The sequence below is a fragment of the Intestinimonas butyriciproducens genome (genome assembly GCF_016901775.1).
GTDB lineage: Bacteria > Bacillota > Clostridia > Oscillospirales > Butyricicoccaceae > Pseudobutyricicoccus.
Genome location: NZ_JACJKW010000003.1, coordinates 93,160 through 119,913, shown reverse-complemented (window position 1 = coordinate 119,913; position 26,754 = coordinate 93,160). Strand labels below are relative to the sequence as shown.

Annotated in this window: 24 protein-coding genes; 17 read left to right on the top strand and 7 right to left on the bottom strand. The window is 57.4% G+C overall.

Annotated elements, in window-relative coordinates; translation table 11 throughout:
* Positions 1-24 precede the first annotated feature (24 nt).
* The 3 genes from H6A25_RS02615 to glsA all read right to left on the bottom strand — a co-directional run bounded on the left by H6A25_RS02615 (position 25) and on the right by glsA (position 3,308).
* Positions 25-1,599 (bottom strand): ABC transporter substrate-binding protein, encoded by a 1,575-nt coding sequence (locus H6A25_RS02615; RefSeq protein ID WP_204750459.1) that lies wholly within the window; start codon positions 1,597-1,599, stop codon positions 25-27.
* Between the two features lie 296 nt (positions 1,600-1,895).
* The gene (locus tag H6A25_RS02610; RefSeq protein WP_204750458.1) at positions 1,896-2,354 is read right to left on the bottom strand and encodes a hypothetical protein; all 459 of its coding nucleotides are present in this window, start codon (positions 2,352-2,354) and stop codon (positions 1,896-1,898) included.
* Positions 2,355-2,387: 33 nt separating this feature from the next.
* Entirely contained in the window at positions 2,388-3,308 is a 921-nt protein-coding gene (glsA, locus tag H6A25_RS02605) for a glutaminase A (RefSeq protein WP_204750457.1), read from the bottom strand.
* A 165-nt stretch (positions 3,309-3,473) separates the two neighbouring features.
* On the opposite strand from glsA, the gene H6A25_RS02600 reads away from it, so the two are divergent.
* Together H6A25_RS02600 and H6A25_RS02595 are read left to right on the top strand one after the other, a co-directional pair.
* On the top strand, positions 3,474-4,193 hold the full coding sequence (locus tag H6A25_RS02600; RefSeq protein ID WP_204750456.1) for a sulfite exporter TauE/SafE family protein: 720 nt from the start codon (positions 3,474-3,476) through the stop codon (positions 4,191-4,193).
* Between the two features lie 152 nt (positions 4,194-4,345).
* Entirely contained in the window at positions 4,346-4,942 is a 597-nt protein-coding gene (locus H6A25_RS02595; RefSeq protein ID WP_204750455.1) for a DUF1836 domain-containing protein, read from the top strand.
* 65 nt (positions 4,943-5,007) lie between these two features.
* On the opposite strand, the gene H6A25_RS02590 is transcribed toward H6A25_RS02595, so the two are convergent.
* Entirely contained in the window at positions 5,008-5,256 is a 249-nt protein-coding gene (locus tag H6A25_RS02590; RefSeq protein WP_118425475.1) for an AbrB/MazE/SpoVT family DNA-binding domain-containing protein, read from the bottom strand.
* Between the two features lie 260 nt (positions 5,257-5,516).
* On the opposite strand from H6A25_RS02590, the gene H6A25_RS02585 reads away from it, so the two are divergent.
* Both H6A25_RS02585 and H6A25_RS02580 read left to right on the top strand, forming a co-directional pair.
* On the top strand, positions 5,517-6,092 hold the full coding sequence (locus tag H6A25_RS02585) for a nucleoside recognition domain-containing protein (RefSeq protein WP_204750454.1): 576 nt from the start codon (positions 5,517-5,519) through the stop codon (positions 6,090-6,092).
* Entirely contained in the window at positions 6,089-6,601 is a 513-nt protein-coding gene (locus H6A25_RS02580) for a nucleoside recognition domain-containing protein (protein WP_204750453.1), read from the top strand. Before H6A25_RS02585 ends, H6A25_RS02580 begins: the two co-directional genes overlap by 4 nt.
* On the opposite strand, the gene rsmI is transcribed toward H6A25_RS02580, so the two are convergent.
* Together rsmI and H6A25_RS02570 are read right to left on the bottom strand one after the other, a co-directional pair.
* Complete coding sequence (gene rsmI, locus H6A25_RS02575; RefSeq protein WP_204750452.1) at positions 6,587-7,426, bottom strand: 16S rRNA (cytidine(1402)-2'-O)-methyltransferase; 840 nt, start codon at positions 7,424-7,426, stop codon at positions 6,587-6,589. The genes H6A25_RS02580 and rsmI overlap by 15 nt on opposite strands.
* 3 nt (positions 7,427-7,429) lie before the next feature.
* Positions 7,430-8,128, bottom strand: a complete 699-nt coding sequence (locus H6A25_RS02570) for a tRNA1(Val) (adenine(37)-N6)-methyltransferase (protein WP_204750451.1) — start codon at positions 8,126-8,128, stop codon at positions 7,430-7,432.
* Between the two features lie 110 nt (positions 8,129-8,238).
* Here H6A25_RS02570 and sleB point away from each other — a divergent pair, with 110 nt between their 5' ends.
* The 6 genes from sleB to H6A25_RS02540 all read left to right on the top strand — a co-directional run bounded on the left by sleB (position 8,239) and on the right by H6A25_RS02540 (position 15,285).
* Positions 8,239-8,925: a spore cortex-lytic enzyme gene (sleB, locus tag H6A25_RS02565; RefSeq protein ID WP_204750450.1), complete on the top strand. Its 687-nt coding sequence runs from the start codon at positions 8,239-8,241 to the stop codon at positions 8,923-8,925.
* A gap of 495 nt (positions 8,926-9,420) precedes the next feature.
* Entirely contained in the window at positions 9,421-11,010 is a 1,590-nt protein-coding gene (gene rny / locus H6A25_RS02560) for a ribonuclease Y (protein WP_204750449.1), read from the top strand.
* A gap of 128 nt (positions 11,011-11,138) precedes the next feature.
* A complete protein-coding gene (locus tag H6A25_RS02555; RefSeq protein ID WP_204750448.1) occupies positions 11,139-11,618 on the top strand; it encodes a hypothetical protein in 480 nt (159 codons plus the stop codon).
* Positions 11,619-11,670: 52 nt separating this feature from the next.
* Complete coding sequence (locus H6A25_RS02550) at positions 11,671-12,153, top strand: hypothetical protein (RefSeq protein ID WP_204750447.1); 483 nt, start codon at positions 11,671-11,673, stop codon at positions 12,151-12,153.
* A 156-nt stretch (positions 12,154-12,309) separates the two neighbouring features.
* Complete coding sequence (locus H6A25_RS02545) at positions 12,310-13,680, top strand: amidohydrolase (protein ID WP_204750446.1); 1,371 nt, start codon at positions 12,310-12,312, stop codon at positions 13,678-13,680.
* Between the two features lie 240 nt (positions 13,681-13,920).
* Positions 13,921-15,285 (top strand): amidohydrolase, encoded by a 1,365-nt coding sequence (locus tag H6A25_RS02540; RefSeq protein WP_204750445.1) that lies wholly within the window; start codon positions 13,921-13,923, stop codon positions 15,283-15,285.
* 246 nt (positions 15,286-15,531) lie between these two features.
* On the opposite strand, the gene H6A25_RS02535 is transcribed toward H6A25_RS02540, so the two are convergent.
* Positions 15,532-16,764, bottom strand: a complete 1,233-nt coding sequence (locus tag H6A25_RS02535; protein ID WP_204750444.1) for a DnaD domain protein — start codon at positions 16,762-16,764, stop codon at positions 15,532-15,534.
* A 305-nt stretch (positions 16,765-17,069) separates the two neighbouring features.
* On the opposite strand from H6A25_RS02535, the gene H6A25_RS02530 reads away from it, so the two are divergent.
* The 7 genes from H6A25_RS02530 (at position 17,070) to H6A25_RS02500 (ending at position 26,730) form a co-directional block, all read left to right on the top strand.
* On the top strand, positions 17,070-18,227 hold the full coding sequence (locus H6A25_RS02530; RefSeq protein WP_204750443.1) for a DapH/DapD/GlmU-related protein: 1,158 nt from the start codon (positions 17,070-17,072) through the stop codon (positions 18,225-18,227).
* Between the two features lie 46 nt (positions 18,228-18,273).
* Positions 18,274-19,233, top strand: coding sequence for a ribose-phosphate diphosphokinase (locus H6A25_RS02525; protein WP_204750442.1), 960 nt, complete (start codon positions 18,274-18,276; stop codon positions 19,231-19,233).
* 15 nt (positions 19,234-19,248) lie between these two features.
* Complete coding sequence (pth, locus tag H6A25_RS02520) at positions 19,249-19,869, top strand: aminoacyl-tRNA hydrolase (protein WP_345941570.1); 621 nt, start codon at positions 19,249-19,251, stop codon at positions 19,867-19,869.
* Between the two features lie 61 nt (positions 19,870-19,930).
* Complete coding sequence (mfd, locus tag H6A25_RS02515; protein ID WP_243423188.1) at positions 19,931-23,464, top strand: transcription-repair coupling factor; 3,534 nt, start codon at positions 19,931-19,933, stop codon at positions 23,462-23,464.
* Entirely contained in the window at positions 23,461-24,429 is a 969-nt protein-coding gene (locus H6A25_RS02510) for a peptidylprolyl isomerase (protein WP_204750441.1), read from the top strand. Before mfd ends, H6A25_RS02510 begins: the two co-directional genes overlap by 4 nt.
* A 304-nt stretch (positions 24,430-24,733) precedes the next feature.
* The gene (locus H6A25_RS02505; protein ID WP_204750440.1) at positions 24,734-25,096 is read left to right on the top strand and encodes a BlaI/MecI/CopY family transcriptional regulator; all 363 of its coding nucleotides are present in this window, start codon (positions 24,734-24,736) and stop codon (positions 25,094-25,096) included.
* A 2-nt stretch (positions 25,097-25,098) separates the two neighbouring features.
* Positions 25,099-26,730 carry a M56 family metallopeptidase gene (locus tag H6A25_RS02500; RefSeq protein WP_204750439.1) on the top strand — a complete coding sequence of 544 codons (1,632 nt, stop codon included), beginning with the start codon at positions 25,099-25,101 and terminating at the stop codon, positions 26,728-26,730.
* The last annotated feature ends 24 nt before the right edge of the window (positions 26,731-26,754 follow it).

Genomic DNA, 26,754 nt, shown 5'->3' with positions numbered 1-26,754 from the left:
TTCTATAAATAGAGGTGAGGGGGGTTAAGCGCTCCAGCGCACATCTTCAAAGGCCACATTGCCGTCTTTGCCCACAACGACCCCTTCCAGGTCTTTGTCATAGGCCTTGATCACAACGGTCTGATACAAGGGGACAAAGGGAGTCCAGTCATTGAGATACTCCGAAAGCTCTGTGAAAGTGGCTTCCCGCTGGGTGCTGTCCAGCTGGGTTTTGGCCTGCTGGATCAGGCTATCCACCTTGGGATCATCGATACGGGCCAGATTGGCGGCGTCGATGGCGGAGGAATGATAGAGGCCCACATTGTAGGCATACATATTGCTGGCGGTGTAGCCCTGGATGGCCGCTTCATAATCGCCGCTCATAATGGCGTTGAGGTGGGTGGCATAGTCCAGGGTCTCGATCTCCATCTGAATGCCGATCTCCATCAGATTGGCCTGGATCACTTCGGCGGCCCGACGGTTGGCATCGGTGCAGGCCAGGCAAGTGAAGGTGGCATCTTCCGGATCAATACCCGATTTCTCCAGATACTCCTTGGCCTTTTCCACATCATATTCCTGGGAGTTTTCCTCGCTGTATCCGGGGAAGGCGGGAGAGGTCTGGCCCAGAGCCACAATGCCCTGACCATCGCAGGATACTGTGATCACGGCATCTCTGTCCACCGCAGCGCTTACCGCTTTGCGGAACCAGGGATTCTCAAAGGGCCCGGCTTCGCTGTTCATGGCCATGAAGTTCATACGGGTGCCTTCGTTTTCCTGCACGGTAACGGCCTCGTCTTCTTTCAGGCGGGTGATATCGGTGGCTTCCACTTCCATAATGAAGTCCACTTCCCCGGCCTGAAGGGCAATGGTGCGGGAAGAGCCTTCGGGAATGATCCGCCAGGTGATGGTTTCCATGGAGGGCTGATGCTCTGTGTCAAAGAAATTGGGGTTCTTCTCAAAGGTAATATTGTCGCCCCGGTTCCACTCTACGAAACAATAGGGGCCGGTGCCCACCGGGTTTTCGTTAAAGTCATTGCCTTCATCGATCAGTTCGCTGGGCAGAATGTCAATGCTGGCCATATCGTTGAGCACCATGGCATAGGGGCCGTCGGTGGTGATTTTCACATGGGTGTCGTCCACCACCTGGATGTTGGTCCAGAAGGAGGTGTAGTCCTTGGTGGTGGGGTAGGTCTTGGCATATTCCATGGAAGCTTTCACATCCTGGGCATCCAAAGTGCTTCCGTCATGGAAGGTGACGCCCTGCTTCAAAGTAAAAACCCATTCGGTTTCACTCACGGCCTCATAGCTTTCGGCCAGGTCGGTCACCGGTTCCAATGTTTCAGGATCAATGGCCATCAGGGCATTGAAGGTGAGCAGGTTCATATAGGTGGCGGTAACCGCCTTGTGATCAAAAGGGTGCAAAGTGGGCGGCTCGCTTTCGGTGGCGATCACCAGGGTGCTCCGCTTTTCCGCCGAGGCGGTATCCCCATCGTTTTCCATGCTGCGGCTGACAGCCGAACCTTCTTTGGCGCCACTGTCCTTGGCACAGGCGGCGAATATGCCGCTCATCAGCGCTCCCGCCAGAACCAGCGCCACCATTTTTCTCGTTTTCTTCTGCATCGCACATTCGCCTCTTTCTCTTTGAATTTCCCGGCTCACCGGTTTTTAACATCGTGAATGTGCGTTCATAATAGTATATAATCTCGTTTTTGTCAAGCCTTGGCCGGACTTTTTTATGTCTTTGGGGATTTTTCGGCTCTGAGCACAAATATCCGGGATTTTTCCCGGGTTTTTCATGGATTTTGACCGACTTTTCTTTTGCTTTCTCCCAAACGAACCAGCAAGAAAAAAGAAAAAACAGCGGGGCGAAAATTCAACATCGTGAATTTCCGTCCCGCTGTGCTTGGTTGATTTATTCAATTTAGTGAAGATTCGTCCTCGTCCTCATCGGCCAGAGACTCATCGGCCAGAAGCTCTTCGTCGGTCCATTCCTCCTCGTCGGGCATGATCAGCCCTTCCAGCTGATCTGCCTTGTCCTTGGCTTTCTGATAAAGGGAAGAAAATACCGTCTCTTCCAGCTCATCGATGGAAAACTCCTCTTTCTTCTCCGGGGAGATCACCTCTGTCCACCGCTGAAGCATGGCCTTGTTTTCCCGGGTCATGCCGCTGCGGAAGGCCATGAGTTTTTCCCCTTCCCACAAAGCGCAGGGATAGCACAGCGGTTTGCCCAGGGCATTCATCTCGATCCACAGGGCCCGCACCGTTTCATCCTGACGGTGTATCCCTTCATAATACCGGGTCTCATATTTCCGGCTGAAAGAGAAAATGCTTTTTTTCTTGATTTCGCCCACGATGGCCGGGGTGTATTGTTTCATTGTATTCGTCCTTTCTCCGGGAAGTTCCGGCTTTTACAAAATGCTCAGATCCATCTCATCCGACAGGCGGGAAAGAAGCTCGATGCCGCCGGCGCTGTTGCCCGTTTCATTAAGGGCCGGGCCCACGACGCCCAGGCCGCCTTTTCCGGGGATGGCCGCCATGATGCCCCCGCCCACGCCGCTTTTGGCGGGCATACCGGTGCGCACCAGAAATTCCCCCGACTGGCCGTACATTCCGCAGGACACCATGACAGCCATGGCGGTTTTGCAGTGGCTCTTCCGGGCACAGCACACACCGGTGACCGGGTTTTTCCCGCCGTTTGCCAGTGTGGCGGCCATGATCGCCAGATCCCGGCAGTTGACCTTCACCGAGCACAAGCGGAAATATTCGTCCAGAAGCTGCTCCACATCCCCGTCGATGATCTGGGTGCTCTTCATAAAATAGGCAATGGCCCGGTTACGATGGCCGGTCTGTTTTTCCGACACATACACCTGCTCGTCAATGGAAAGGGCGTCGTTGGCCGTCAGCTTCCCCAGCAGATCCATCACCCGCTGAAGGCGGCCCTCCGGCCCGCCGGAGACCATATACAGCGAAGCAATGGCGCCGCTGTTGATATAGGGATTGAGAGGCCGGTGATGATTTTTCACTTCCAGATCCACAATGGAATTGAAGGTTTCAGCAGTGGCGTTGAGGCTGATCCGGCGGGTCAGCTCATCCAGAGGACAATCGGCCAGAGCCTGGAGAAAAATGGCCACTTTCACGATGCTCTGCACCGTCACCCTCTTTTCCCATTCTCCGGCGCCCATGCCGTTTCCTTCCAGATCCATCCAGTAAACCCCCAGCTGCTGGGGATCGGCTTCCGCCAGTTTGGGGATATAAGAAGCCACTTTCCCCTGCTTTGTGGCAAAGGCACATTCGTTTACCAGCTCTTCCAGACGCTGCTGCGTGATCATCCCGTATCTTCCTCCTGTTTTGTTCATTATGACCATTATAGCCACCCCCCTCCCATCTTGCAAGAGCAACATTTTGTTTTGCAATTTACCCCGATCTGGTCTACAATATCCTTTGTGAGACCGTCCGGGACAAAAGGTTCCGGCAGACAAGGAGGATCTTTTTTTATGCAAATGCTCTTGCTGGGCCTGGCTTCCATGAGCAGCTCCCTGCTCCAGGCCGTCACCGGCTTCGGTTTCGGCATCGTGATGATGGCCATCATGCCCCTGTTTCTCCCCTATGAAGCCGCTTTGAACATTTCCACCATTCTATCCCTTTCTCTGAACCTGACCATTCTGGCCCGGTGCTGGAAACATATCAACTGGAAGCTGCTGGCCTTCCCCGCCCTGTTCTGCATCATGGGTTCTTCTGCGGGGATGTGGCTGATGCATGAATCCCCTTCTCCCATTTACAAGCGGCTGCTGGGCGTGTTCCTGGTGTGCCTTGCCATCTGGTTCTATTTTTTCAGCGGCAAAGTGCACATCCGTCCCCTGCTGCGCAACGCCGCCATCGTGGGCGTGATCTCCGGTCTGTGCGGCGGCCTGTTCAGCGTCAGCGGCCCGCCTATGATCCTCTATTTCGTGTCGGTGATTCCCGATAAGGAAGAATACATGGGCACCACCCAGTGCTATTTTCTTCTCAACAACATCTATCTTCTTTTGGTGCGCAGCCTGCTTCACCTGATCCCCGGCGGCATTCTGGCGCCCACTCTGTGGGGGGCTGCCGGCCTGCTCATCGGCAGTTTTCTGGGCGGCAGGATCTTCCGCTCCATCAACGCCAGGAAACTGAAAAGCGCTGTCTATATGGTCATGGCGGCTTCTGGACTGTGGATCGCCTTCAACGGCTGAATGACAAAACCGGGAAAGGGAGTTTTCAAAACTTCCTTTCCCGGTTTCTTTTGTGTGATATTCCCATGGCAAAAACCATTGCGATGAATGGGAGGCAGTGGTACAATATGTTTTGTTCTCAACAAAATGATTTTATCAGGGGTGAATCGGCAATGGACAACAGCACACTGCGCCAGAAAGCCCTGGAAGGACTGGATGGGCTTGAGACGCCTCAGCTTCCTTCCTGGGAGAGTCTGCCCCAGCTGGATCTGTATATGGATCAGGTGATCATGCTGATGGAGCGGTATCTGGCCCTGTTCAGCGACGGCAAGGACAAACTGATCACCCCCTCCATGATCAACAATTATGTAAAACTGGGCCTCATCCCCCCGCCGGTGAAGAAAAAATACAGCCGGGAACACCTGGTGCGGCTGATGACCATCTGCATGCTCAAGCAGGTTATGCCCATCCCCACCCTGTCCTACCTGACAGGCAAGGGCGCCCAGCAAACCGGCCTGCCGGAAAGCTTTGACCAGCTGACCCTGGAGCAGAGCCAGGCCCTGGAGCACACCGCCCGGGGAGCCCGGGAGGATATTTCCGCCCTGGATGAGGAAAATCTCCGCCAGGGTCTGGCTCAGCTGGCTTTGAAGTTTTCCGCCCAGGCCAATGCCAACCGGATCCTGGCCCAGAAGATCGCTTCCCTTCTGCAGCAGGAAACCCAGGTTCCCCCAAAGGCAAAGACCGATAAAGATAAGACAAAACAGCATTAAAAAAGGGTCCGTCCCAGAATGAAAATTCTGAGACGGGCCCTTTTATGCTGCAGCAAAAACGGCTCTTACTTTTCAGCCAGTTCCTTGCGGCAGTTTTCGCACACATTCTTTCCTTTAAATTCCGACACTTTTTTGGAGCTGCCGCAGAAGACGCAGTTGGGCTCATACTTGCGCAGCACAATGGAAGTGCCGTCCATGTAGATCTCAATGGGATCACCCTTGCTGGCGTCAATGTTCAGGGTGCGGCGCAGCTCGATGGGCAGCACGATCCGCCCCAGGCTGTCGATGTTTCTGACGATTCCGGTGGATTTCATACAGAACCTCCTCTATTCTTTTGGTATTTCTACAATATCATAACAACCTTTACAAAAAGTGTCAATAAACGACATGTGACAAAATTGTTAATTATTCAAGACAATACCGTGACAAAATTGCCCAAAGAAGCTTGGTATATCAAGGTTTTTATTTGTCCAATAGTTGGACTATTCAGGAAGTTTCTCCATGCCTTCTCCTGCTTTTTTGCATGGAACTGGGAAAAAGAGCATAGAAATGGAGCAAAAAGGCGGTGAAATCCATGATGGCAAAGGTATTTTCCCTGCTTTTTGTCCTGGCTCTGTGCTTTGGCGCGGCCGGAGGCAAGTTGGAGCAGGTATCGGCGGCGCTTCCCCAGGGAGCGGCAGGAGGGGTGGAGCTGGCGCTCTCCATCGGCGGGACGATGTGCGTATGGTCGGGAATTTTAGAAGTGATGGATCAGAGCGGGCTGACCGAAAAGGTCTCCCGGCTTTTGTCCCCGGTGATCCGGGGCATTTTCGGCAAGGCGGCCCAGGACAAACAGGCCCGTCAGGCCCTGAGCCAGAACATGGCGGCAAACCTTCTGGGGCTGGGCAGCGCCGCCACTCCGGCAGGACTGCGGGCCGCCCGGCGCTTGGCCCAGACTGGCGGCAGGCCGGACCATTCCGCGGTTTTGCGGCTGATGGTGCTCAATTCCGCTTCCCTCCAGCTGATCCCCGCCAATGTGGCGGCGGTGCGGGCGGCAGCAGGCAGCGTCCAGCCTTTTGCCATTCTGCCCGCCGTGTGGCTGGCCTCCCTGGGTTCGGTGTGCGCCGCCCTGGCCGTTTCCGCCCTGCTGGAACGGGTGTGGCGCCCATGACCGCTCTTCTCATCCCTCTGCTGGCCGCCGGTGTGATGGTCTACGGTCTTTTTCATGGCTGCGATGTATACGCCGCCTTTCTCAAAGGGGTGCGCCAGGGTCTGGACACCCTGCTTTCCATCTTTCCCGCCCTCTTGGCCATGCTCACCGCTTTGGCCATGCTGCGGGCCAGCGGCGCTGTGGAGGCGCTGTCCCAGGCCCTGGCTCCTTTGACAGAGGCCCTGGGAATCCCTGCCCCCTGCCTGCCCCTGGCCCTGCTGCGGCCCTTTTCCGGCTCGGGGGCGCTGTCCATCGGAAGTGACATCATCCGCAGCCAGGGCCCTGACAGCCTGGCCGGATTGACGGCGGCGGTGATGCTGGGCTCCAGCGAGACCAGCATTTACTGCATCGCCCTCTACAGCGCCGCCCTGGGAATCAAAAACACCCGCTGGGCCCTTCCGGCAGCCCTGGCGGGTGATCTTGCAGCCTTCTTTCTCTCGGCCCTCAGTGTGCGGTTATTCCTTTTGTGAGAAGCGCTCCAGCGCCTCGTTGTAAATGCTGTTTTTGGGCACTCCCAGCTCTTTTGCCGTCTGTTTGACGGCCAGGCTGATGGAAAGCCCCTCTTCCAGAAGCTCCCCTACCCGATCCATGGGGTCGATGGCAGGCTCCTTTTCCTCTTCCTCCTGCTTGCCTCCCAGGATGAGCACAAATTCCCCCCGGGGCGGCTCTTCTGTATAATGGGCGATGGCTTCCGAAAGGGTGGTGCGCCACACCTGCTCATGGACCTTGGTGATCTCCCGCACCAGGGCAATGGGACGCTCTCCCAGAGTTTTGTAAAAATCCTCCAGAGTGCGCAGCAGCTTGTGTGGGGCCTCATAAAAGACCATGGTGCGCTTTTCCTCCCGGATGTCCTCCAGATGCTCCCGGCGGCTTTTTTTGTTCACCGACAAAAAACCCTCAAAGCAAAAGCGGCCGCAGTCCATCCCGGCGATGGACAGAGCGGCGATAAGGGCGCAGGGCCCGGGCACCGCCACCACCTGGATGCCCTCCCGGGAGCAGATGTCCACCAGATCGCAGCCGGGATCGCTGATGGCCGGGGTGCCGGCGTCGGTGATCAGGGCGCAGCTCTCCCCCGCCAGGATACGCTGGGCGATCAGCTGGCCTTTCATCTTCCGGTTGTGCTCGAAATAGCTGATCTGAGGCTTTTTGATGCCGAATTTATTGAGCAGCTTGGCCCCCACCCGGGTGTCCTCGGCGGCGATGAAATCCACCTGGGACAACACCTCCTGGGCCCGGGGAGAAAAGTCCCCCAGGTTGCCGATGGGGGTGGAGACCACATACAATGTTCCTGCCATACGCTATTCTTCCTCCATGACGCCGTAGATCCGGCGGTATTCTTGGGTGTATTCCCCCATTTCATCCCGCAGCACAAGGGGCGGGAGAAACTGACTTTCTCCCCGGCCCCGACGGGCCATCACCAGGGCCAGCTGGGCTTCTTCTCCCGGTTTCCCGTGGACGAAGCGCACCTGCCGGGGGGAAAATCCATTTTCCTGCAAAAGCTCCACCGCCCGGAAAAAATGCCGGGCCGGCCAACAGAAATAAAACCGCCCCTTTTGTCCCAGCATCCCTTTGACCCCCTGAAAAAAAGGTTCCGGGGAACCGCTTCGGGCCAGGCGGCGTCGCTCATCGGGAGAGGAGGGTCCGGGGACGGCATAGGGAGGATTGGAAATGCACACATCATAATGGAACCCGGCAGGGCGAAAATCTGCCGCATCCCCCTGGAAAAACTGCCCTCTTTCCCAAAGGCCGCAGCGGGCGGCGTTCTCCCTGGCCTGCTCCAAACTCCGTGGGTCCAGCTCCAAGGCGTCCAATGTGGCCCCCGGATGCTTCAATAAAGTCAGCACCCAAAGTCCGCCCTGGCCGCAGCCCAGCTCGATGGCCCGTTCTCCCAGGCGAAGGGTGAGGAAATCGGCCAGAAGCACACTGTCCTGGGTCAGCCCCAGCCCGCCTTTTTGCTGAAAAATACGGTATCCGCCCCGCAGCTGCACCTGCTTCATATCCTTCCCCCTTTCTTCTGATTGAAGTATTGTACCATGATTTTTAAAAAAGGAGAATAGCCTTTCTCTCCCTGGGCACAATAGGGAAAACACACAAAGGATGGATCAGGATGCCACGAAACAAAAAACTTGCGGCGGCTCTGGCCGTTATTTTTCTTTTGAACATCGCCCTCATCGCCGGTTTTCAGTGGCTGGGCATTTCCTCCCAGGCCGCCGTCTACCAGCAGGGCTCCCAGGGGGAGACGGTGCGGCAGATCCAGGAAAAGCTGAAACGGTGGGGCTATTATGACGGTGCGGTGGACGGCGTCTACGGCAGCGGCACACGGAAGGCGGTGGAGTATTTCCAGCGGAAAAACGGCCTGACTGTGGACGGCATCGTGGGCCCGGCCACTCTCCAGGCCCTGGGGATGTCCTCCGGTTCCTCTTCGGGCAGCGAATCGGGCCGGGACAATGACCTGTATCTTCTCTCCCGCATGATCTCAGCCGAGGCCCGGGGAGAGCCTTACACCGGCCAGGTGGCGGTGGGGGCGGTCATCCTCAACCGGGTGCGCCACCCCTCCTTTCCCAATACCATCGCCGGCGTGATCTATCAGCCGGGAGCCTTTTCCGCACTGAACGACGGTCAGTTTGATGAGCCCATCGCCGAAAGCGCCCGCAGGGCCGCCCAGGACGCCATGAGCGGCTGGGACCCCACCGGCGGCGCCATCTATTATTATAACCCCCAGAAAACCACCAATCAGTGGATCTATTCCCGCCCGGTGATCGCCCAGATCGGCGACCATGTTTTCGCCAAATGATCCCCTTTGCCGTCCGGTATCCGGGCGGCAGAGCGCTTCGGAAAAGTGTCAAGAGCCACTTTTCCGAGTTTTGCAAGGGTCTGCGGCGAGCCGCCGCTCCCGTTCCTCTCTTTGCCATGGTAGGTTGTATCGACCAAGTCGAAGAAAGGTTGCCTGCCCAGGCACTGGGCTCACCGGTTTTTACAGATTGATGAGGTAGAAAAGCAAACTGTTTGTCTAATCAGATCGGTTTTTCCACAGTCTGTGCCGCCTGGTGTCCGGGCGGCATTTTTTTGCCATTTTTCCGCCTTGGGCGAAAAATCTTCGGAGGGCGCTTTTGCATCGGTTTCCCTTCTTGACACCGTCCCTGGCAGGATATAAAATATACATGGTATTTTGCCTTTTCTTCCGCCTTTTTTGGTGGATGCCCATAAAACAACGGAACCATGGCCCTGTCCAGCGCAATTTCTTTGCGCTGTTTTTGTGGTTGCCCCCTTTGGGTTTTCGGGAGAGGTTATGCCGAAATATAAGGAAAAGGAGGGAGCGTCTTTGCCTACCAACCCAGGTTTTTATATCGTTTTTGCTCTGATCGCCATTGTCCTTTGCGCCGCAGGCTTTTTCACCGGCGCCATTTACCGTAAAAAGATCGCCGAAAAGGAGATCGGCAGCGCCGAAGAGGAAGCCACCCGCATTCTGAACGACGCCATCAAGGCCGCCGAGACCAAGAAGCGGGAAGCTGTGGTGGAAGCCCGTGAGGAAGCTTTCAAGATCCGCACTGAGACCGACAAGGAACTGAAAGAGCGCCGCAGCGATGTGCAGAAGCAGGAACGCCGGGTTCAGCAGAAGGAAGAACAGCTGGACCGCAAATATGAAAGCATCGAGAAAAAAGAAGAAAAGCTCACTCAAAAACTGAAAAAAGCCGACGAATCTCTGGAAGAGATCGACGAGCTGAAGAAAACCCAGATGGCCGAGCTGGAAAAGATCTCCGGCTTCACCGCCGAAGAAGCGAAAAATTTCCTTCTGGCCAAAGTGGAAGAAGAAGCCCGTCACGACACCGCCCTCAAACTGAAGGAGCTGGATCAGCAGCTGAAGGAAGAGGGAGAGCGGAGAGCCCGGGAGGTCATTGCCCTGGCCATCCAGCGCTGCGCCGCCGACCATGCCAGCGAAGTCACCGTTTCGGTGGTGCCCCTGCCCAATGACGAGATGAAGGGCCGGATCATCGGCCGGGAAGGCCGGAACATCCGTGCTCTGGAAAACCTCACCGGCGTGGATCTGATCATCGACGACACCCCGGAGGCCATCACCCTGTCCTCCTTCGATCCGGTGCGCCGGGAGATCGCCCGCATTTCTCTGGAAAAACTCATTGCCGACGGCCGTATCCATCCCACCCGCATCGAGGAAATGGTGGAAAAGGCCAAGGCCGAAGTGGCCGCCACCATCAAGCAGGAAGGCGAGCGGGCCATGTTCGAAACCGGCGTCCACGGTCTGAACCCGGAGCTGGTGAAGATTCTGGGCCGGATGCGCTACCGCACCAGTTACGGCCAGAATGTGCTGAACCACTCCATCGAAGTGGCCCATATTGCCGGGCTGCTGGCTGCCGAGCTGGGTGCTGATGTGACCCTGGCCAAGCGGGCCGGTCTGCTCCACGACATCGGCAAGGCCATCGACCACGAGGTGGAAGGTTCCCATGTGGCCATCGGTGTGGACTTGGCCAAGAAATACCGGGAAAATCCCGAAGTCATCCACGCCATTGAAGCCCACCATGGGGATGTGGAAGCACGCACTGTGGTGGCTTGCCTTGTGCAGGCAGCCGATGCCATCTCCGCCGCCCGTCCCGGCGCCCGGAGAGAAAATCTGGAAGCCTACATCAAGCGTCTGGAGAAACTGGAAGAACTGGCCGAGAGCTTTGACGGGGTAGAGACTTCCTACGCCATCCAGGCTGGCCGTGAAATCCGCATCATCGTCAAGCCGGAGATCGTCAAGGACGACGATATGCTGCTTCTGGCCCACGACCTTTCCAAGAAGATCGAAGCCGAGATGAGTTATCCCGGCCAGATCAAAGTCCATGTGGTGCGGGAAACCCGGGCCATCGACTACGCAAAATAACATTTTCGAACCTAAAACCGGCTCCTTCGGGAGCCGGTTTTTTTGCGTCAAAAAACACATCAGGCAGTTGACTTTTCTTTAATGAAATAGTATATTAAAAATATAGCAACATTCGGAGGTGATGTGCTATGAAAAACACCAGCAAGCGCACCCCTCCGCTGCTTCAAGGAGCCCTGGCCCTGACGGGTTTGATCCTGCTTATTTTGGGCGGCTTCTCCCTGTGGCAATGGTATCGCACCCGCCCTCTCCAGGCCGCCCTGGACTCTTTCACTGCGGAAACGCCCCTGTCCTTCCGTATGTCCTATCCGCCTTTCAAGGTGGATATTCAGGATTTCTCACCGCAGGCACGGCAGCAGCTGGAAACGCTGGCGAAAAGCTACCGGTTTCCTCTCATCGTGAAAGCCCAGCCGGCCGGCGGATGGAGCCTGTCTTTTTCCGCTCCCCAAGGCGATGTGTCCATTACCCCCTCCCAAGTGGTGTTTCATGGGGAGGACGGCACCCTTTTGCGGGTGGAGTATTTTTTCTATGATAAAAAAGCCTTTTCCCGGGTATATGATGAAGTGGAGCGCCTGATTGACCAAGCCGCAGCAGAAATGGAAGCAGCGTAACGGTATCTCAAACAGAAAAATAAGTGACACCCTTCCATGGAGGTGACAGACGATGAAAAATCGCAGCAACCGCACGCCTCCCCTTTTCCGGGGTTTGGTCATCGTTGCAGGATTTCTCCTGCTGGTCTGGGGCGGTTTTCATTTGTGGCAGTGGGTCAAGCTCCGGCCTCTGAGAGCCGCCCTGGATTCTTTCACCACCGAATCCACCATGAAACCGATCTCTATTTATCCCGTCACCATCCAGCCCCAACAGCTCACTCCGAAGGCACGGGAACTGATGGTGCAGTTTGTCAAAAGTCTTGGCTCACCTATTATCAACAATCAGCCTTATGGTGGCGGATGGACTTTCAGCTATGCCGCTCCACAAGGCCAGGTGAGCATCGATGGCAACATAGTGGTTTTCATAATGGACGATGGTTCCCGATTGCAGGCCCGCTTCTACCGTTCCGATAAAGAAATTTACAAGCAGCTGGATGAGGAAATCGGCCGCCTGTTTGACGAAGAGGCAAAAAGCCAGGGACTGGATATCTCCTGATTTTCTGCAAAAATGCACAGTTTTCCCTGGGGAATTTCTCTATTCCCCAGGGATTTTTTCTGTCTCTGCCCCTTTCTTCCCATCCGGCCCATGGTATAATAACTGTGGAGCGGCTGTGATAGTCTCTCCCACAAACAGAAAAGGAGAAGATGCCTTATGATGAATCCCGATCGGGTGAAAGCCCTGAAAGAAATGGTGGCCTCCCAGCGTGAGCTGATGTTCGCCGCCGAGCGCCATATTTGGAAGCATCCCGAAACCGGTTACCGTGAGTGGAAGACCCACGAATATCTGGCCGCTGAATACCGGAAGCTGGGTTATGAACTGGTGGAAGCGGGCAACATCCCCGGTTTCTATACCGATATCGATACCGGCAAGCCCGGCCCCAAACTGCTGATCATGGGCGAGCTGGACAGCCTGATCGTCTCCACCCATCCCGAGTGTGATCCGGAGACCGGCTATGTCCACGCCTGCGGCCACCACGCCCAGTCTGCCGCCCTGCTGGGCATCGCTGCTGCGCTGAAGCAGCCCGGCGCTCTGGACGGCATGAGCGGCTCCATCCGCCTGATGGCCGTGCCCGCCGAAGAACTGATCGAAATCGGCTACCGGGCCAGCCTGCGGGAACAGGGCATCATCAAATATTTCGGCGGCAAAGTGGAGTTCATGTACCGCGGCTTTATGGACGACTGCGACATCGCCCTTCTGGTGCACACCTCCAACAGCGAGCACAAAGGCATCGGTGTGGGCGTGGGCAACAACGGCTGCCTGACCAAGAACATCAACTACGAAGGCGTTTCCGCTCATGCAGGCGGCGCACCTCATCTGGGCGTCAACGCTCTGTATGCGGCCAACCTGGGCCTCAACGCCGTCAACGCTCTCCGGGAGACCTTCCAGGAGAAGGATTACATCCGCTTCCATCCGGTGATCACCAAGGGCGGCGGCGCAGTCAACGCCATCCCCAACGATGTGCGGGTGGAAAGCTATGTGCGGGGCGCCAGCATCGAGGCCATCGTCTCGGCCAACAACCGGATCAACCGGGCTCTGGCCTCTTCTGCTGCGGCCATGGGCGCCAATGTGCATCTCCAGGACTTCCCCGGCTACTGCCCCCTGTACAACGACAAGAATCTGTATCAGCTGACCGTGGATGTGGTGAAGGAAGCTTTTGGCGAAGAATGGATCCAAGAGGACACCAAGTGGGGCACCGGCTGCACCGACATGGGTGATATTTCCTGTGTGATGCCCACTATCCAGCCCTATTGCTCCGGCGCCTGCGGCGTGGGCCACGGCTCCGACTACGGCATCAGCGATCCGGAAACCGCTCTGGTGGTTTCGGCCCAGTACCAGGTGCTGATGGCCGAGGCTCTGCTGAGTAACAACGCCGAGATGGCCCAGAAGGTCATCAAGGAAGCCGATCTCCTTTATCCCGACAAGAAGGATTACTTCGCCGCCGTGGACAAGATCTTCCTGGACAAAAAGGCCGTCACCCAGAACGAGGACGGCACCATCACTCTGGACTTCCAGAATATCTAACAAAATTTCATCGCAAAAGCGGGAGCATCATGCTCCCGCTTTTTGCAGATTGATGATATAAGCTTTGTTTTCTCAAATGTCCCCATTGCGGCTGCGACCAGTTTTGATTTTGGGCGGTTTCACCAGATTTTCCGGGGGAATTTCTCCATCCTCACCCCTGCATTTTTTTCGCAAGGGGCAGTATAATAAAAAGCGGAACAAATACAAAGGGGCGCGCCCCGGGAAAAGGAGAAGATCAAAATGATAAGCACCGAACGGGCAAATCAACTGAAAGAGATCGTGGCTTCCCAGCGGGAAGTGATGTTTTCCGCCGCCGATTACATCTGGAAGCATCCGGAGACCGGCTATCGGGAGTGGAAAACCCACGCCTACCTGGCCGAAGAATTCAAAAAGCTGGGCTATGAGCTGGTGGAAGCGGGGAACATCCCCGGTTTCTATACCGACATCGACACCGGTAAACCCGGCCCCAAGCTGCTGATCATGGGCGAGCTGGACAGCCTGATCGTCTCCACTCACCCCGACTGTGACCCGGAGACCGGCTATGTCCACGCCTGCGGCCACCACTGCCAGGTTTCTGCCCTTCTGGGCATCGCCGCCGCGCTGAAGCAGCCCGGCGCCATGGACAACATGAGCGGCTCCATCCGCCTGATGGCCGTCCCCGCCGAAGAGCTGATCGAAATCGGCTTCCGGGAAGAACTGCGCAAGCAGGGCGTCATCAAATACTTCGGCGGCAAAGTGGAGTTCATGCACCGTGGCTATATGGACGGCTGCGACATCGCCCTTCTGGTCCACACCGGCGTCGGAGATCATCCCTCCATCGCCCTGACTCCGGGCAACAACGGCTGCGTCACCAAGAACATCAATTTTATAGGCGTTTCGGCCCATGCCGGCGGCGCTCCCCATCTGGGCGTCAATGCCCTGTATGCAGCCAGCCAGGCCATGAACGCTGCCAACGCTCTCCGGGAGACCTTCCAGGAGAAGGACACCATCCGCTTCCATCCCATCATCACCAAGGGCGGCGGCGCTGTCAACGCCATCCCCAACGATGTGCGCATGGAAAGCTATGTGCGTGGCGCTTCTTTGGAAGCCATCAAGGAAGCCAACACCAAGATCAACCGTGCGCTGGCCGCTTCGGCTGCCTCCATGGGCGCCAATGTGGTGCTGAAAGACCGTCCGGGCTACACCCCTCTGGAAAACGATGAGCAGCTTTATGACCTGACCTGCGAAATCGTCAAGCAGTGCTTCGGCGAGGACGCTCTGGTCAAGCGGGGCCGCAGCACCGGCTGCACCGATGTGGGCGATGTGTCCGCCGTCATGCCCACCGTCCAGCCCTATGCCTCCGGCGCCTGCGGCGTGGCCCACGGCTCCGATTACCGCATTGCCGATCCGGAATCCGCCCTGGTCATGTCCGCCCAGTATCAGGTGCTCATGGCCGAAGCTCTGCTTTCCAACAACGCCGAGCTGGGTAAAAAGATCATCCAGAACGCCAAGCTGCGCTTCTCTTCCATGGAAGAGTTCTTCCATGCCATCGACGAGCTGTTTTTGGACAAAGAGGCCGTCAAACAAAACGAGGACGGCACCATCACTCTGGATTATCAGAACTAACAAACAAGCAAAAAGGACTGGGAATTTTCCCAGTCCTTTTCAGTGTGTCGAAAAAGTGGCCAAAGCCACTTTAGGGGGTTTTGCAAGGGTCTGCATGCAGCCGATTGACCGCTTTTCGTGGCCAATCGGCCACACTTGCCCCTTGAGAAGTGCAAAAAGCGCCGCACAGGTCACTGTTTTTTGCGAATTGGTGAAGGGAAGGGCAGCCAGCCCCTTTCCACCATGCAAGCTTTTCGACAGTTTTGTTTATCCGTTCTGCCGGCGGGCCTGCTCCTTCTCACAGGCCTGCCGGAAACACTGGCACATTTCGGTGCCGATGTATCCCTGGTCCTTGCAGTGAGGGCATTCGTAGGGCGGTTCCAGATAATCCTCCCCATGGCCCAGGCGAAGGAGGATCTGTCTGCGCCGGACCAAAAGCCGGTTGTTTTCCTCCCGCAGCCGCTGCACTTCTCCCGGTTCCTCCCCCAGGGCCGCCCGGGCCGCCCGGCTGGCGCACAGCCGCAATTCCCGTTCGTTCTGGGCAAACTCCCCGTCTTTTCGCAGTCCTTCCAGCCGGGCTTGCTGAAGCTGCTGCCGCTGAAGGCGCTTGCGTTCAAAGGCCTTTGTGACAGCGGCTACCACACCGCTTTCAAACTCACCCCGGCTGTGGACAGGCTGAGGCGAGGGGGCATTTTGCCGGGCCGGTGCGCTCTTTCCTTCGCCCTTTTCCACTTCATCCCGGGTCTTGTAGCCCGCCGTTTTCCAGCTTTCCAGAATACTGTCCAGATAGGCCCATTTCAGCCCGCCGGTGCGCAGCACCGTCCGGTCATAGGCCAGGGCAATGAGATCGTTGTCATAGCCGTGGGAAATCCACTTGTCCACCATCAGCTGTTCGCTTTCCGACAGCTTCCGGTCCCGGATGCCGAACAGGCTCATGATCTCCCCCTGGCGGCTGTGGCGGCGCTCCAAAGCAGCCAGGTATTCCTCGGCCTGGGCGTAGGTCTCCACGCCGTCCTTCTGCCACCGGTAGGCCTCCTGCTCGAAAAACCGGGAGGAAAGCCGGTTCCGTCCGGCGCAGTAGTTGATGAGCAGCATCAGCACCTCAGCGGGCATCCCCAGGCCGCTGTACACCGAATAGAGGATCTCCAGTTCGCTTTTGCGCAGCATCCGCCCCAGGGCGCCTTCATAATATTGGCACAGGCCGGAAAAAGCCTGATCATGCTGCCGGGCTTCCTTGATCTCTCCCGGGTCCCACTGGATTTCTTTCCGGGGTTTTTGCGGGCCTTCACTGTCGCTGCACACCCCGTAGAGCACCAGCAGACTGCGTGCCTTTTGCAGCCGGGTTTCGTCCAGCCCCAGCTGCCGGGGCTCCGGCAGAGCGCAGCCCTCGCCCCGGGCGGCAATATAGCAGAACAGCAGCGCCATATCCGGGTCCTTCACCGCCGCTACCTGGGCGCAGGCCTTGCGCACATCCTGGCGGATACGCAAAATCGGTTCCATGGCATCCTCCTTTCCCCACGGAAAAATGCCCTGCCTCTTTTGGAAAAAGAGGGGGCACTTTTTGGGGGTATTTTGTCTGAAAATATTATAGCAATTCTCTCCCGCCGGGTAAAGATTTATATTTTTCCCGAAAGGGTGGTGCTTTTTCGCTGTTTCTCTGCTATAATTAGTGTGTTATGGCCCTCCGGCCATGATACCTCCATTTTTTACGGCCCTTTCCTCTTCCCTTCGGGGGAGAAGGGAAGCACGGCCGACGGGGCTTTGTCCCCATCCCTGTGAAAAATTTCATACAGGAGGCGATCCCCATGGATGTATGCGCCCTGATCTATAACGATCCCGCTGATCTTTCCTCTCAGGCTGAGATCTTGTCCCGGCCCGCCTGCTCTTACCCGGTGACTCTGGCCAAAGCCTTCGGCTGTCAGCAGATCTATCTGGCGGGCCAGGCTTGCAGCGGTCTGGATGTTCCCGCCCTGGAAACCGATTTTTCCGGTGAGCCCTCTCTGTTTTCCCAAGTGGATGGGGCACAGCAGGGGCTGGTGTTTTTTGAATGTCTCCCCGCTTTGACCCGGGGCACTCTGGGCAAACTGATGGAGCAATCCTGCGGCCTTCTGGCTGACGAAAACCACCATCCCATGGCCCTGTATGCCCCTTGGGATGTATTGCAGCGCCTGTCTGGCCGCCGCATCACCCTGGTGGACGAGCTGCGGGCTCTGGGCCCCATGCTCACCGAAGTCTCCCTCTCTCCGGAAGACGGCTGCGCCATACAGAACGGCCTGGATGTGTACCGCTGTCAGGAGCTTCTCCGCCAGCGGATCAACCGGTCCCATATGGAAGCAGGGGTGATCATCGTCGACCCCGCCACTACACATATTTCTCCGGATGCTCTTCTGGAAAGCGGCAGTCTCATCATGCCCGGCTGCTATATCTATGGCCGCAGCCACATCGAGGCCACCGCCAAAGTGGGCCCCAACGCCATGATCGTGGACAGCGTCATCGGCTGCGGCGCTTCGGTCAACTCCTCCCAGGTGATCGAAAGCACCATCGGCGCCCAGACCACCGTCGGTCCCTATGCCTACATCCGCCCCGGCTGCGATGTGGGAGAAAAGGTGCGCATCGGCGACTTTGTGGAGCTGAAAAAGGCCAAGATCGGCACCGGTACCAAAATCGCTCACCTGTCCTATCTGGGTGACATCGAGCTGGGTGAGCGGTGCAATGTGGGCGGCGGCGTCATCGTGGTCAACTACGACGGCAAGAAAAAATACAAAACCATTGTGGGCGACGACAGCTTCATCGGCTGCAATGTAAACCTGATCTCTCCGGTGCATCTGGGGGATGATACTTATATTTCCGCCGGCTCCACCATCACCGACGATGTGCCCGCTGAGGCTCTGGCCATTGCCCGGGCCCGCCAGGTGAACAAAGAGGAATGGGTCCGCCGCCGCCGGGAAAAGGGCCTGCTTTAAAAGTGTGATTTATTATTTTGAAATTCTATAAAAAGGGGAATGTGCTATGATTCCGCACGGCAACAGCATCAAGATCTTCACCGGAAACTCCAATCCCAAGTTGGCTTCCGACATCTGCACCATGGTGGGCGTGCCTCTGGGCGACGCCAGCCTGAAACGCTTTTCCGATGGAGAGATTTCGGTCTCCATCAATGAGTCGGTGCGGGGCACCGATGTGTTCCTGATCCAGTCCACCTGCGAGCCGGTGAACGATCATCTGATGGAAATGCTCATCATGATCGACGCTCTGCGCCGGGCTTCTGCCGGCCGTATCACCGCCGTTATGCCCTATTTCGGCTATGCCCGTCAGGACCGGAAGGCCAAGGCCCGCGATCCCATCTCCGCCAAGCTGGTGGCCGACCTGATCACCGCCGCCGGCGCCGACCGGGTGTTGACCATGGACCTGCACGCTGCTCAGATCCAGGGCTTCTTCAACATCCCTGTGGATCATATGCTGGGCTCTTCGGTGCTGATCCCCTATTTTGCCAAGAAATTCGGCATTGGCAATCCGGATGTGATGATGGTTGCTCCCGACCTGGGCAGCGTGGGCCGCGCCCGGAAGTTCACCGAAAAGCTGGATCTGCCTGTGGCCATCATCGACAAGCGCCGTCCCCAGGCCAATGTGTCTGAAGTGATGAACATCATCGGCAATGTGGAAGGCAAGACCGTCATCCTGGCCGACGATATGATCGACACCGCCGGCACTCTGTGCAACGCCGCCAAGGCTCTGGTGGAAATCGGCGGCGCCAAGGAAGTTTATGCCTGCGCCACCCACGGCGTGCTCTCCGGCCCGGCCATCCAGCGGCTCAATGACAGCGTCATCAAAGAAGTGATCCTGCTGGATACCATCCCCCTGCCTGAGCACAAGAAGAGCGACAAATTCAAGGTGCTCTCCGTGGCCGAGATCTTCACCGAAGCCATCAAGCGCATCTATGACGAGTCTTCTGTGTCCGATCTGTTCAACTAAGCCCCTGCGAGGTGTATCCCCATTTTCAGACGAAAAAAAGAAACCCCTCCCCAAAAGGCCGACTATCTCATCGTCGGCCTGGGGAATCCGGGGCGGCAATATGAGACCACCCGCCACAACGCCGGTTTTATGGCCCTGGACCTTCTGGCCCGAGAGCTGGGTGTGGATCGGATCAATCAGGCCAAGCACCGGGCTCTCTACACCTTTTGCCAGAAGGATGGCAAGACCCTGCTTCTGGCAAAGCCCCAGACCTTTATGAACCTGTCGGGGGAAGCGGTGCGTGATCTGGCTCAGACCTTCCAGGTGCCCCCGGAGCACATCGTGGTGCTTTATGACGACATCAGCCTGCCTTCCGGACGGCTGCGGGTGCGCCGCAGCGGCTCGGCCGGCGGTCACAACGGCATCAAAAACATCATCTACCAGCTGTCCTCCGATCAGTTCCCCCGGGTGAAGATCGGTGTGGGCGCTCCCCAGAAAGGGGAGGAGGATCTGAAAGATTTTGTGCTGGACACCGTGGATTCCGATGCCTATGAAGGGATCAAGCGGGCCCCGGAAGCCGCCCTTACCCTGATCTTTCAGGGAGTGGACGCCGCCATGCAGGCGTTCAACGGCGCGCCTCCCGCCCCCAAAGAATGAGCAGAACGCAAAATTTGACATTTTTCACACCCCCGTTCCTTTGGGAACGGGGGATAGCCTTATGGAGAAAAACATGAAAGAACTGCTGCAAAGTCTCAATGCTCTGCCGGAATACAGAGGGCTGAAACAGGCCCTGGATGAGGGAAAAAAGACCGTTTCTCTCTACGGTGTATCCCCGGTGCACAAGGCTCATTTTGCCGCCGCCCTGCAAAAAGACACCGGCCGGCCGGTGGTGATGGTCAGCCGGGATGAAGAAAGCGCCCGGCGGCTGGCCGGGGATTTTTCCCATCTGTCCGGCCTGCCTGTCTCCCTGCTGCCCGGGCGGGAATATGTGTTCCACAATATGGAAGGCGCCTCCCGGGACTACGAACACCAGCGTTTGGAGGCCCTTTATACCTTTTCCCATGGAAAGCACCCGGTGATGGCGGCATCCATCGAAGGACTGATGATGGCCTGCATCCCGCCGAAAGCCCTGGAGCAGGCGGCCATCTCCCTGGAGCTGGATGGGGAAGTGCCCCTGGAAGAGCTGGAGCAGGCTCTGGTGGGAGCAGGCTATACCCGCTGTCTTTCGGTGGAAGGAAGCGGCCAGTTTTCGGTGCGGGGCGGTATTGTGGATATTTTCCCCGCCGGGGCCACTTTGCCGGTGCGGGCGGAATTTTTCGGAGATACCGTGGACTCTCTGGGCCAGTTTGATCCCCAGAGCCAGCGGCGGCTGCAAAATGTGGAAAAGGTACTGGTTCTCCCTGCCCGGGAAACCCTGCCCCAACTGTATGAGGGGGGAAAGGAAGGGCTGGCCCAGCAGCTTCTGAAGCTGGCTGGGCACAAAAACACCGCCCCCGCCTTGCGGAAAAACCTGGAACAGGACGCCCAGCGGCTCCAGCAGGAAGGACTGTTTCCGGCCTGCGACCGGTATCTGCCCCTGATCTATCCCGGCCTGCCCACCGCTCTGGACTATCTGCCGGAAAACACCCTGGTGATTCTGGACGATACTCCCGCTCTGCGGGAAGGGGGGAGCGGTTTTGCCTTCCGGGTCAGTGAGGATGTGGCAAGCCTTCTGGAACAGGGATGCCTGATCCCTTCCCACTGCACCTTCTCCCTCAGCTTTGAGCAGGCTCTGGCCCGGCTGGAAAGCCTGGGACTGGTGGCCATGGACTCTTTCCTCACTTCCTCCGGCGGACTGTCTCCCGACGCCATCTTTTCCCTGACGGCCAAGCAGCTGCCTCCCTACGGCGGCAGTCTGGAAACCGCTCTGGGGGATATCCGCACCTACCTTTCCCTGGGCTACCAGGTGTGCGTCCTCACCGGCGGCCCCCAGCGGCTGCAAAACATGGCCCGGCTTCTGGCGGAAAACGATGTTCCCTACACCACCGATTTTTCGGAGCGGGATCATGTGTGTCTGCTGGAAGGGTCTTTATCCGCCGGGGTAGAGTATCCCTCCATCGCCCTGGCCATTTTGTGCGACGGAGCCATTCTCCAGCGGCGGCGGGACAGCGCCCCCCGGAAAAAGGCCAGCAACCGGGACCGGGTCAAATCCTTCAGCGATCTGACCCCGGGGGATTATGTGGTCCACGAGCACCACGGCATCGGCCGGTTCGTGGGCGTGGAGCGCATCCAGAGCGACGGAGTCACCCGGGATTATCTGAAGATCGCCTTTGCGGGCACCGACTTTCTCTATGTGCCTGCCACCGCCCTGGACCTGGTGAGCAAATACATCGGCGCTCCGGAGGATGCCAACATCCGGCTCAGCAAGCTGGGAGGGACCTCCTGGGCCAAAACCAAGGTGCGGGCCAAGAAGGCCGCCCGGGATCTGGCCGACCAGCTGATCAAGCTCTATGCCGCCCGCCGCAGCACCCCGGGCTTTGCTTTCCTGCCCGACGACGACTGGCAGCGCAGCTTTGAAGAGGCTTTCCCCTACGAGGAGACCGAGGACCAGCTGACCTGCACCCGGGAAATCAAGAAAGATATGGAACAGCCCCATCCCATGGACCGGCTGCTGTGCGGGGATGTGGGCTTCGGCAAAACCGAAGTGGCTTTCCGGGCCATTATGAAATGCGTCATGTCGGGAAAACAGGCCGCCGTGCTGGTGCCCACCACCGTTTTGGCCCGGCAGCATTTTCTCACCGCCCTGTCCCGTTTTTCCGGCTATCCCATCAAGATCGACACCCTCAGCCGCTTCCGCACCCCCAAAATGCAGAAGGAGACTCTGCGGATGCTCCATTCCGGGGAGATCGACATCGTCATCGGCACCCACCGGATGCTCCAGAAGGATGTGCACTTCAAGGATCTGGGCCTTTTGGTGGTGGACGAGGAGCAGCGCTTCGGCGTGTCCCACAAGGAACAGATCAAGGAAATGGCCCATCAGGTGGATGTGCTCACCCTCACCGCCACCCCCATTCCCCGTACCCTGAACATGGCCCTGTCGGGCATCCGGGATATGTCGGTGCTGGAGGAGGCCCCCCACGACCGGCAGCCGGTGCAGACCTATGTGCTGGAATACGACCAGGGAGTGATCTGCGACGCCATCCGTAAGGAGCTGGCCCGGGGCGGACAGGTGTATTACCTGCACAACCGGATCGATTCCATGGACAAAGTGGTCTCCTTCCTTCAGCAGCAGTTCCCCGATGCCACCATCGGCATTGCCCACGGCAAAATGAGCGAGCACGAACTGTCCTCGGTGATGACCCGCACCTACAACGGGGAAGTGCAGATCCTGGTGTGCACCACCATCATCGAAACAGGCATTGACATCGCCAACGCCAACACCCTGGTCATCGAGGACGCCGACTATATGGGCCTGGCCCAGCTTCATCAGATCCGGGGCCGCATTGGCCGCTCTCACCGGCGGGCCTATGCCTACCTCACCTACCGGCGGGGGAAGGTGCTGTCGGAGATCTCCCAGAAGCGGCTTTCGGCCATCCGGGAGTTTGCCGAGTTCGGTTCCGGCTTCAAGATCGCCATGCGGGATCTGGAGATCCGGGGCGCAGGCAATGTGCTGGGGGCCGAACAAAGCGGCCATATGCTGTCGGTGGGCTACGATCTGTATCTGAAGCTGTTGGAAGAGGCGGTGGCAGAGGCCGGAGGCCAGAGCCGTCCGGCTTACACCGAATGCAGCGCAGACCTGCTTGTCAGCGCCTCTCTGCCCCAAAGCTATGTGCCCGATTCCGGCCAGCGGGTGGATCTTTACCGGCGCATCGCCCTCATCCGCAGCCGGGACGATTACGACGATATGGTGGATGAGATGCTGGACCGGTACGGGGATGTGCCCAAGCAGGCCATGAACCTGTTGGAGATCGCCCTGCTCCGGGCCCATGCCGGTCAGTGCGGCATCAGCGAGATCAACCAGCGGGAGGGCCGGTTGATGTTCTCCTTCTCTCCCCGGGACATTGCCATCGCCGGCATCCTTTGCTCCCATCCTTCCTTCAAGGGCCGGATGCTGCTTTCCGCCGGGGCCGCCCCCTATCTGTCTTTGATGATGGGCAAAACCCAGAACCCCCTGGAAGAAGCCAAAAAGGTGGTCTCGTCCTTTTTCGAGCTATATCAGGAACAAAACCGTGATACCATAGAGAAAAACAGCCCCACGGAGGATAAAAAATGAGGAAATACCGGAATATTCTGTGCTGTCTTGTGGCGCTCTGCCTTTTGGGCGGCTGCTCCCCCAGCCCCACCGCCGTTGTGGTGGGAAAAAACAAGGTGGATGCCGCTGAACTGGCTTTTTATCTGGAATACAACCGTCTCAATCTCCAGTCCCAGGACGGAAGCACCGAAGAGGAGGACGCCGACCCCTCCCTGGAGGAAGCCAAGGAAGCCGCTCTGGAACAGATCGTCACCGCCGAGATCGTGCGGCAGCAATGCGACAAGCTGGGCCTGGATCTTTCCAAAGAGGAAAAAGAGGATCTGAAGCAGAACAAGGACGAGCTGATCGAAGCCCAGGGCGGCACGGCGGGATACCTGAAATACCTGCGTCAGGCCGCTATGGCCGACCGGGTATATGACAAATTCCAGGAAAACACCCTTTACTATGACAAGCTGTATGATCACATGGTAGGGGAAGGGGGAGAGTATTCCTTCTCCGATGTGGATCTGCGGCAGTTTTTCTCGGAAAATTATGCCACCGTGCAGTATATCCGCCTGGCCTTTTCTTCCGCCCCTGAGCGGGGCATGGACCGGGCCCAGACCATCCTGGATCAGGCCCAGGTGCCCGGCGCCGATTTCACCCAGATGGTGGCCCTCTACAACGACGACCCCTATATGACGGAAAATGTGCAGGGCATCGTCATGACGGCTTCCCAATGTGCAAATTCCCCCCAGTTTGAAACGGTTTTTGAGCTGGAAGAAGGGGAGATCACCGGTGTGCTGGTGGGTACCGATGGCTATTACATCGTCAAGCGTCTGCCCCTGGCTGTGACCTATTACGACGAAAACCAGGAAGCCATTTTGCAGGAGGCCCGGGATGTGCAGTTCAATGAGCTTCTGGAAAAGTGGACCGAGGAAGCCAGCGTGCGCACCACCGACATCTATAAAAAGATGGATTTTGGCAACCTGTGGGACTATGTAGAGTAGTTTCAAGCCGCCCTTTTGGGGCGGCTTGCGTGTATCGAAAAAGTGGCTCAATGCCACTTTTTCGAATTTTTGCAAGGGGCTGTATGCACGCCTTTGGCGCACGCTTGCCCCTTGAGCGGTGCAAAAAGCCACGCACAGGTCGCGGCTTTTTGCGGATTGTTGAAGGGTAGGGCAAACCGTCCACTTCAACCACATGGGTTTTGACAGCCTGGAGCCGCCTCTTTTGAGGCGGCTTTTTTCTTGACAGCGCGGTCTACACATGGTAAACTAAAGCTACACAATGTAGACCAAGGAGGTTTTATCCATGCCCGATCTCACCATGGGGGCCATCGAGTCCCGCTTTGCCGATATCATCTGGAACAACGAACCCATTTCCTCCGGCCAGCTGGCCCAGGAGAGCCTGCGGCTGCTGGGGTGGAAAAAGAGCACCTCTTTCACGGTGCTGCGGCGTTTGTGCGAAAAGGGGATCTTCCAAAACCAAAAGGGAACGGTGACCTCTCTCATGTCCCGGGATGCCTTTTACGCTGCCCAAAGCGAAAAATTTGTGGAGGATACCTTCCAAGGCTCCCTTCCTGCTTTTCTGGCCGCCTTTTCTTCCCGGAAAAACCTGACACCGGAGGATGTGGAGTACCTGCGCCGCATGGTGGATGAATACCAGGAGGAGTAAACATGGCATCCTTTTTCTCCCAGCTGCTTTCCATCAGCCTGGCCGGAGCCGGCGGGGCCCTGGCCGTGATGGTGCTGCGCCTTTTTCTCAAAAAAGCACCCCGGTGGTGCACACTGCTGCTGTGGGCTTTCGTGGCCCTGCGGCTTTGGTGCCCTTTTACTCTGGAGCTTCCTTTTGCGCTGGCCCCATCCCCTTGGGCCCCATCGGAAAGGGAAGGGGCCATAGCCCAGCCTTCGCCCTTTTCCCCGGAAAACATCAATGGCATTCCGGATGTGACCTTTGATGTGCCATCTGCCACAGAAACTCCAGGGAAAAATGCCCCTTCCCCCATGACGGCCGCCTTTTTCCTGTGGGTGGCCGGATTGGGCGTGATGGCCGGTTACACCCTCTTTTCCTTCCTGGCGCTCCGGCGCAAATTGGGGGAAAGCGTAGTCTGGAAGGAAAACATCCGGCTGTGCGATCATTTGCCGTCCCCCTTCCTGCTGGGACTGTTCCGTCCGAAAATCTATCTCCCCTCCTCCCTCCCAACCGGGGACATTCCCTATGTGGTGGCCCATGAGCAGACCCATCTGAAAAGCCTTGACCATGTGTGGAAGCTGCTGGCCTTTCTTATTCTGGCCGTCCATTGGTTCAATCCGGTGCTGTGGCTTGCCTATCTGCTTTTTTGCAGGGATCTGGAGTTTTTCTGCGATCAGCGGGTGCTGGACAAACTGGGAACAGAACACAAAAAGGGATATTGCCAGGCTCTGATCCGGTGCAGCGTTCCGGGAAAATTCACCGCTCCCTGTGCCCTGGCCTTTGGGGAAAGCTCTTTGAAAAGCCGCATCCGGCAAGCTCTTCATTACCAAAAGCCCGCTGGCCGCTGGTACTTCCTGGGGGCCACCGCTTGCCTGCTGGCCGCCCTGTGCCTGTTTACTGCGCCCAAGGGCGCCCCAAACCCGGAAGATTCCGCCGTCTTGTCCCATTCTGGGGAGCAATATGTCTTTTCCTCTTCCCAGGACACCGCCCGCCTGACCCTCTTCCCGGACACCAAAGAATTTACTTTCTCTCCCAGCTTTTTATCCTCTGCCCTCTACACCGGCCGCTACCAGGAGCAGAAGGACGCCATCACACTGGAAAGCGCCCAGGGAACGGTCTACCGATTCCTCCCGCAGCAGGGCGGTCTTGTTTTCCAGGCGGAAGGCTCCGATCCCATGCCGTCCTTTCGCTACTCTCCCGGCGCTGCTCTTTCCTCCGCCGTGCCCGACGGCAGCCTGTTTGTCCCTGAAACCTGGACGCCCTATATGGACCAGGCTCTTCTGGATGTGGATGGGGACGGCGTCAAAGAGGTCTGCTATCTGTGCTGCGGTCCCACTTCCGGACTCTTTACCTTCGCTCTGGCCGCCTTGGAAGAAGATAAGGTGGAATATTTCAACATCTATTCCTGTGATTTTGCCATGTTCTCCTTCGGGGAAAATCGTGAAACTCCCATGGTGCAGGCCGTGTCTCAAGATGGCTCCGTATCCTTTTTCACCATCGCTTCTCAGGGAAAGGATCTGCTGCTGATGCAGGGTGATCAGTCTTTGTCTCTGTGGGGCGATGCCAAGGATCAGGGAGTGGATTCCCCTCATCTTTCCTATTGTATCCGCCGATAAAAACAGCCCCTTGGCATAAACACG

Bases quoted from the DNA above. Each gene is read 5' to 3' on its own strand.
- H6A25_RS02545 (WP_204750446.1), top strand. From the start codon at position 12,310: ATGATGAATCCCGATCGGGTGAAAGCCCTGAAAGAAATGGTGGCCTCC.
- rsmI (WP_204750452.1), bottom strand. From the start codon at position 7,426: ATGGCAGGAACATTGTATGTGGTCTCCACCCCCATCGGCAACCTGGGG.
- H6A25_RS02570 (WP_204750451.1), bottom strand. From the start codon at position 8,128: ATGAAGCAGGTGCAGCTGCGGGGCGGATACCGTATTTTTCAGCAAAAA.
- H6A25_RS02555 (WP_204750448.1), top strand. From the start codon at position 11,139: ATGAAAAACACCAGCAAGCGCACCCCTCCGCTGCTTCAAGGAGCCCTG.
- H6A25_RS02580 (WP_204750453.1), top strand. From the start codon at position 6,089: ATGACCGCTCTTCTCATCCCTCTGCTGGCCGCCGGTGTGATGGTCTAC.
- H6A25_RS02505 (WP_204750440.1), top strand. From the start codon at position 24,734: ATGCCCGATCTCACCATGGGGGCCATCGAGTCCCGCTTTGCCGATATC.
- H6A25_RS02530 (WP_204750443.1), top strand. From the start codon at position 17,070: ATGGATGTATGCGCCCTGATCTATAACGATCCCGCTGATCTTTCCTCT.
- H6A25_RS02600 (WP_204750456.1), top strand. From the start codon at position 3,474: ATGCAAATGCTCTTGCTGGGCCTGGCTTCCATGAGCAGCTCCCTGCTC.
- sleB (WP_204750450.1), top strand. From the start codon at position 8,239: ATGCCACGAAACAAAAAACTTGCGGCGGCTCTGGCCGTTATTTTTCTT.
- H6A25_RS02595 (WP_204750455.1), top strand. From the start codon at position 4,346: ATGGACAACAGCACACTGCGCCAGAAAGCCCTGGAAGGACTGGATGGG.
- H6A25_RS02540 (WP_204750445.1), top strand. From the start codon at position 13,921: ATGATAAGCACCGAACGGGCAAATCAACTGAAAGAGATCGTGGCTTCC.
- H6A25_RS02500 (WP_204750439.1), top strand. From the start codon at position 25,099: ATGGCATCCTTTTTCTCCCAGCTGCTTTCCATCAGCCTGGCCGGAGCC.
- H6A25_RS02615 (WP_204750459.1), bottom strand. From the start codon at position 1,599: ATGCAGAAGAAAACGAGAAAAATGGTGGCGCTGGTTCTGGCGGGAGCG.
- H6A25_RS02510 (WP_204750441.1), top strand. From the start codon at position 23,461: ATGAGGAAATACCGGAATATTCTGTGCTGTCTTGTGGCGCTCTGCCTT.
- H6A25_RS02550 (WP_204750447.1), top strand. From the start codon at position 11,671: ATGAAAAATCGCAGCAACCGCACGCCTCCCCTTTTCCGGGGTTTGGTC.
- H6A25_RS02610 (WP_204750458.1), bottom strand. From the start codon at position 2,354: ATGAAACAATACACCCCGGCCATCGTGGGCGAAATCAAGAAAAAAAGC.
- rny (WP_204750449.1), top strand. From the start codon at position 9,421: ATGCCGAAATATAAGGAAAAGGAGGGAGCGTCTTTGCCTACCAACCCA.
- H6A25_RS02535 (WP_204750444.1), bottom strand. From the start codon at position 16,764: ATGGAACCGATTTTGCGTATCCGCCAGGATGTGCGCAAGGCCTGCGCC.
- H6A25_RS02590 (WP_118425475.1), bottom strand. From the start codon at position 5,256: ATGAAATCCACCGGAATCGTCAGAAACATCGACAGCCTGGGGCGGATC.
- mfd (WP_243423188.1), top strand. From the start codon at position 19,931: ATGGAGAAAAACATGAAAGAACTGCTGCAAAGTCTCAATGCTCTGCCG.
- H6A25_RS02585 (WP_204750454.1), top strand. From the start codon at position 5,517: ATGATGGCAAAGGTATTTTCCCTGCTTTTTGTCCTGGCTCTGTGCTTT.
- glsA (WP_204750457.1), bottom strand. From the start codon at position 3,308: ATGATCACGCAGCAGCGTCTGGAAGAGCTGGTAAACGAATGTGCCTTT.
- H6A25_RS02525 (WP_204750442.1), top strand. From the start codon at position 18,274: ATGATTCCGCACGGCAACAGCATCAAGATCTTCACCGGAAACTCCAAT.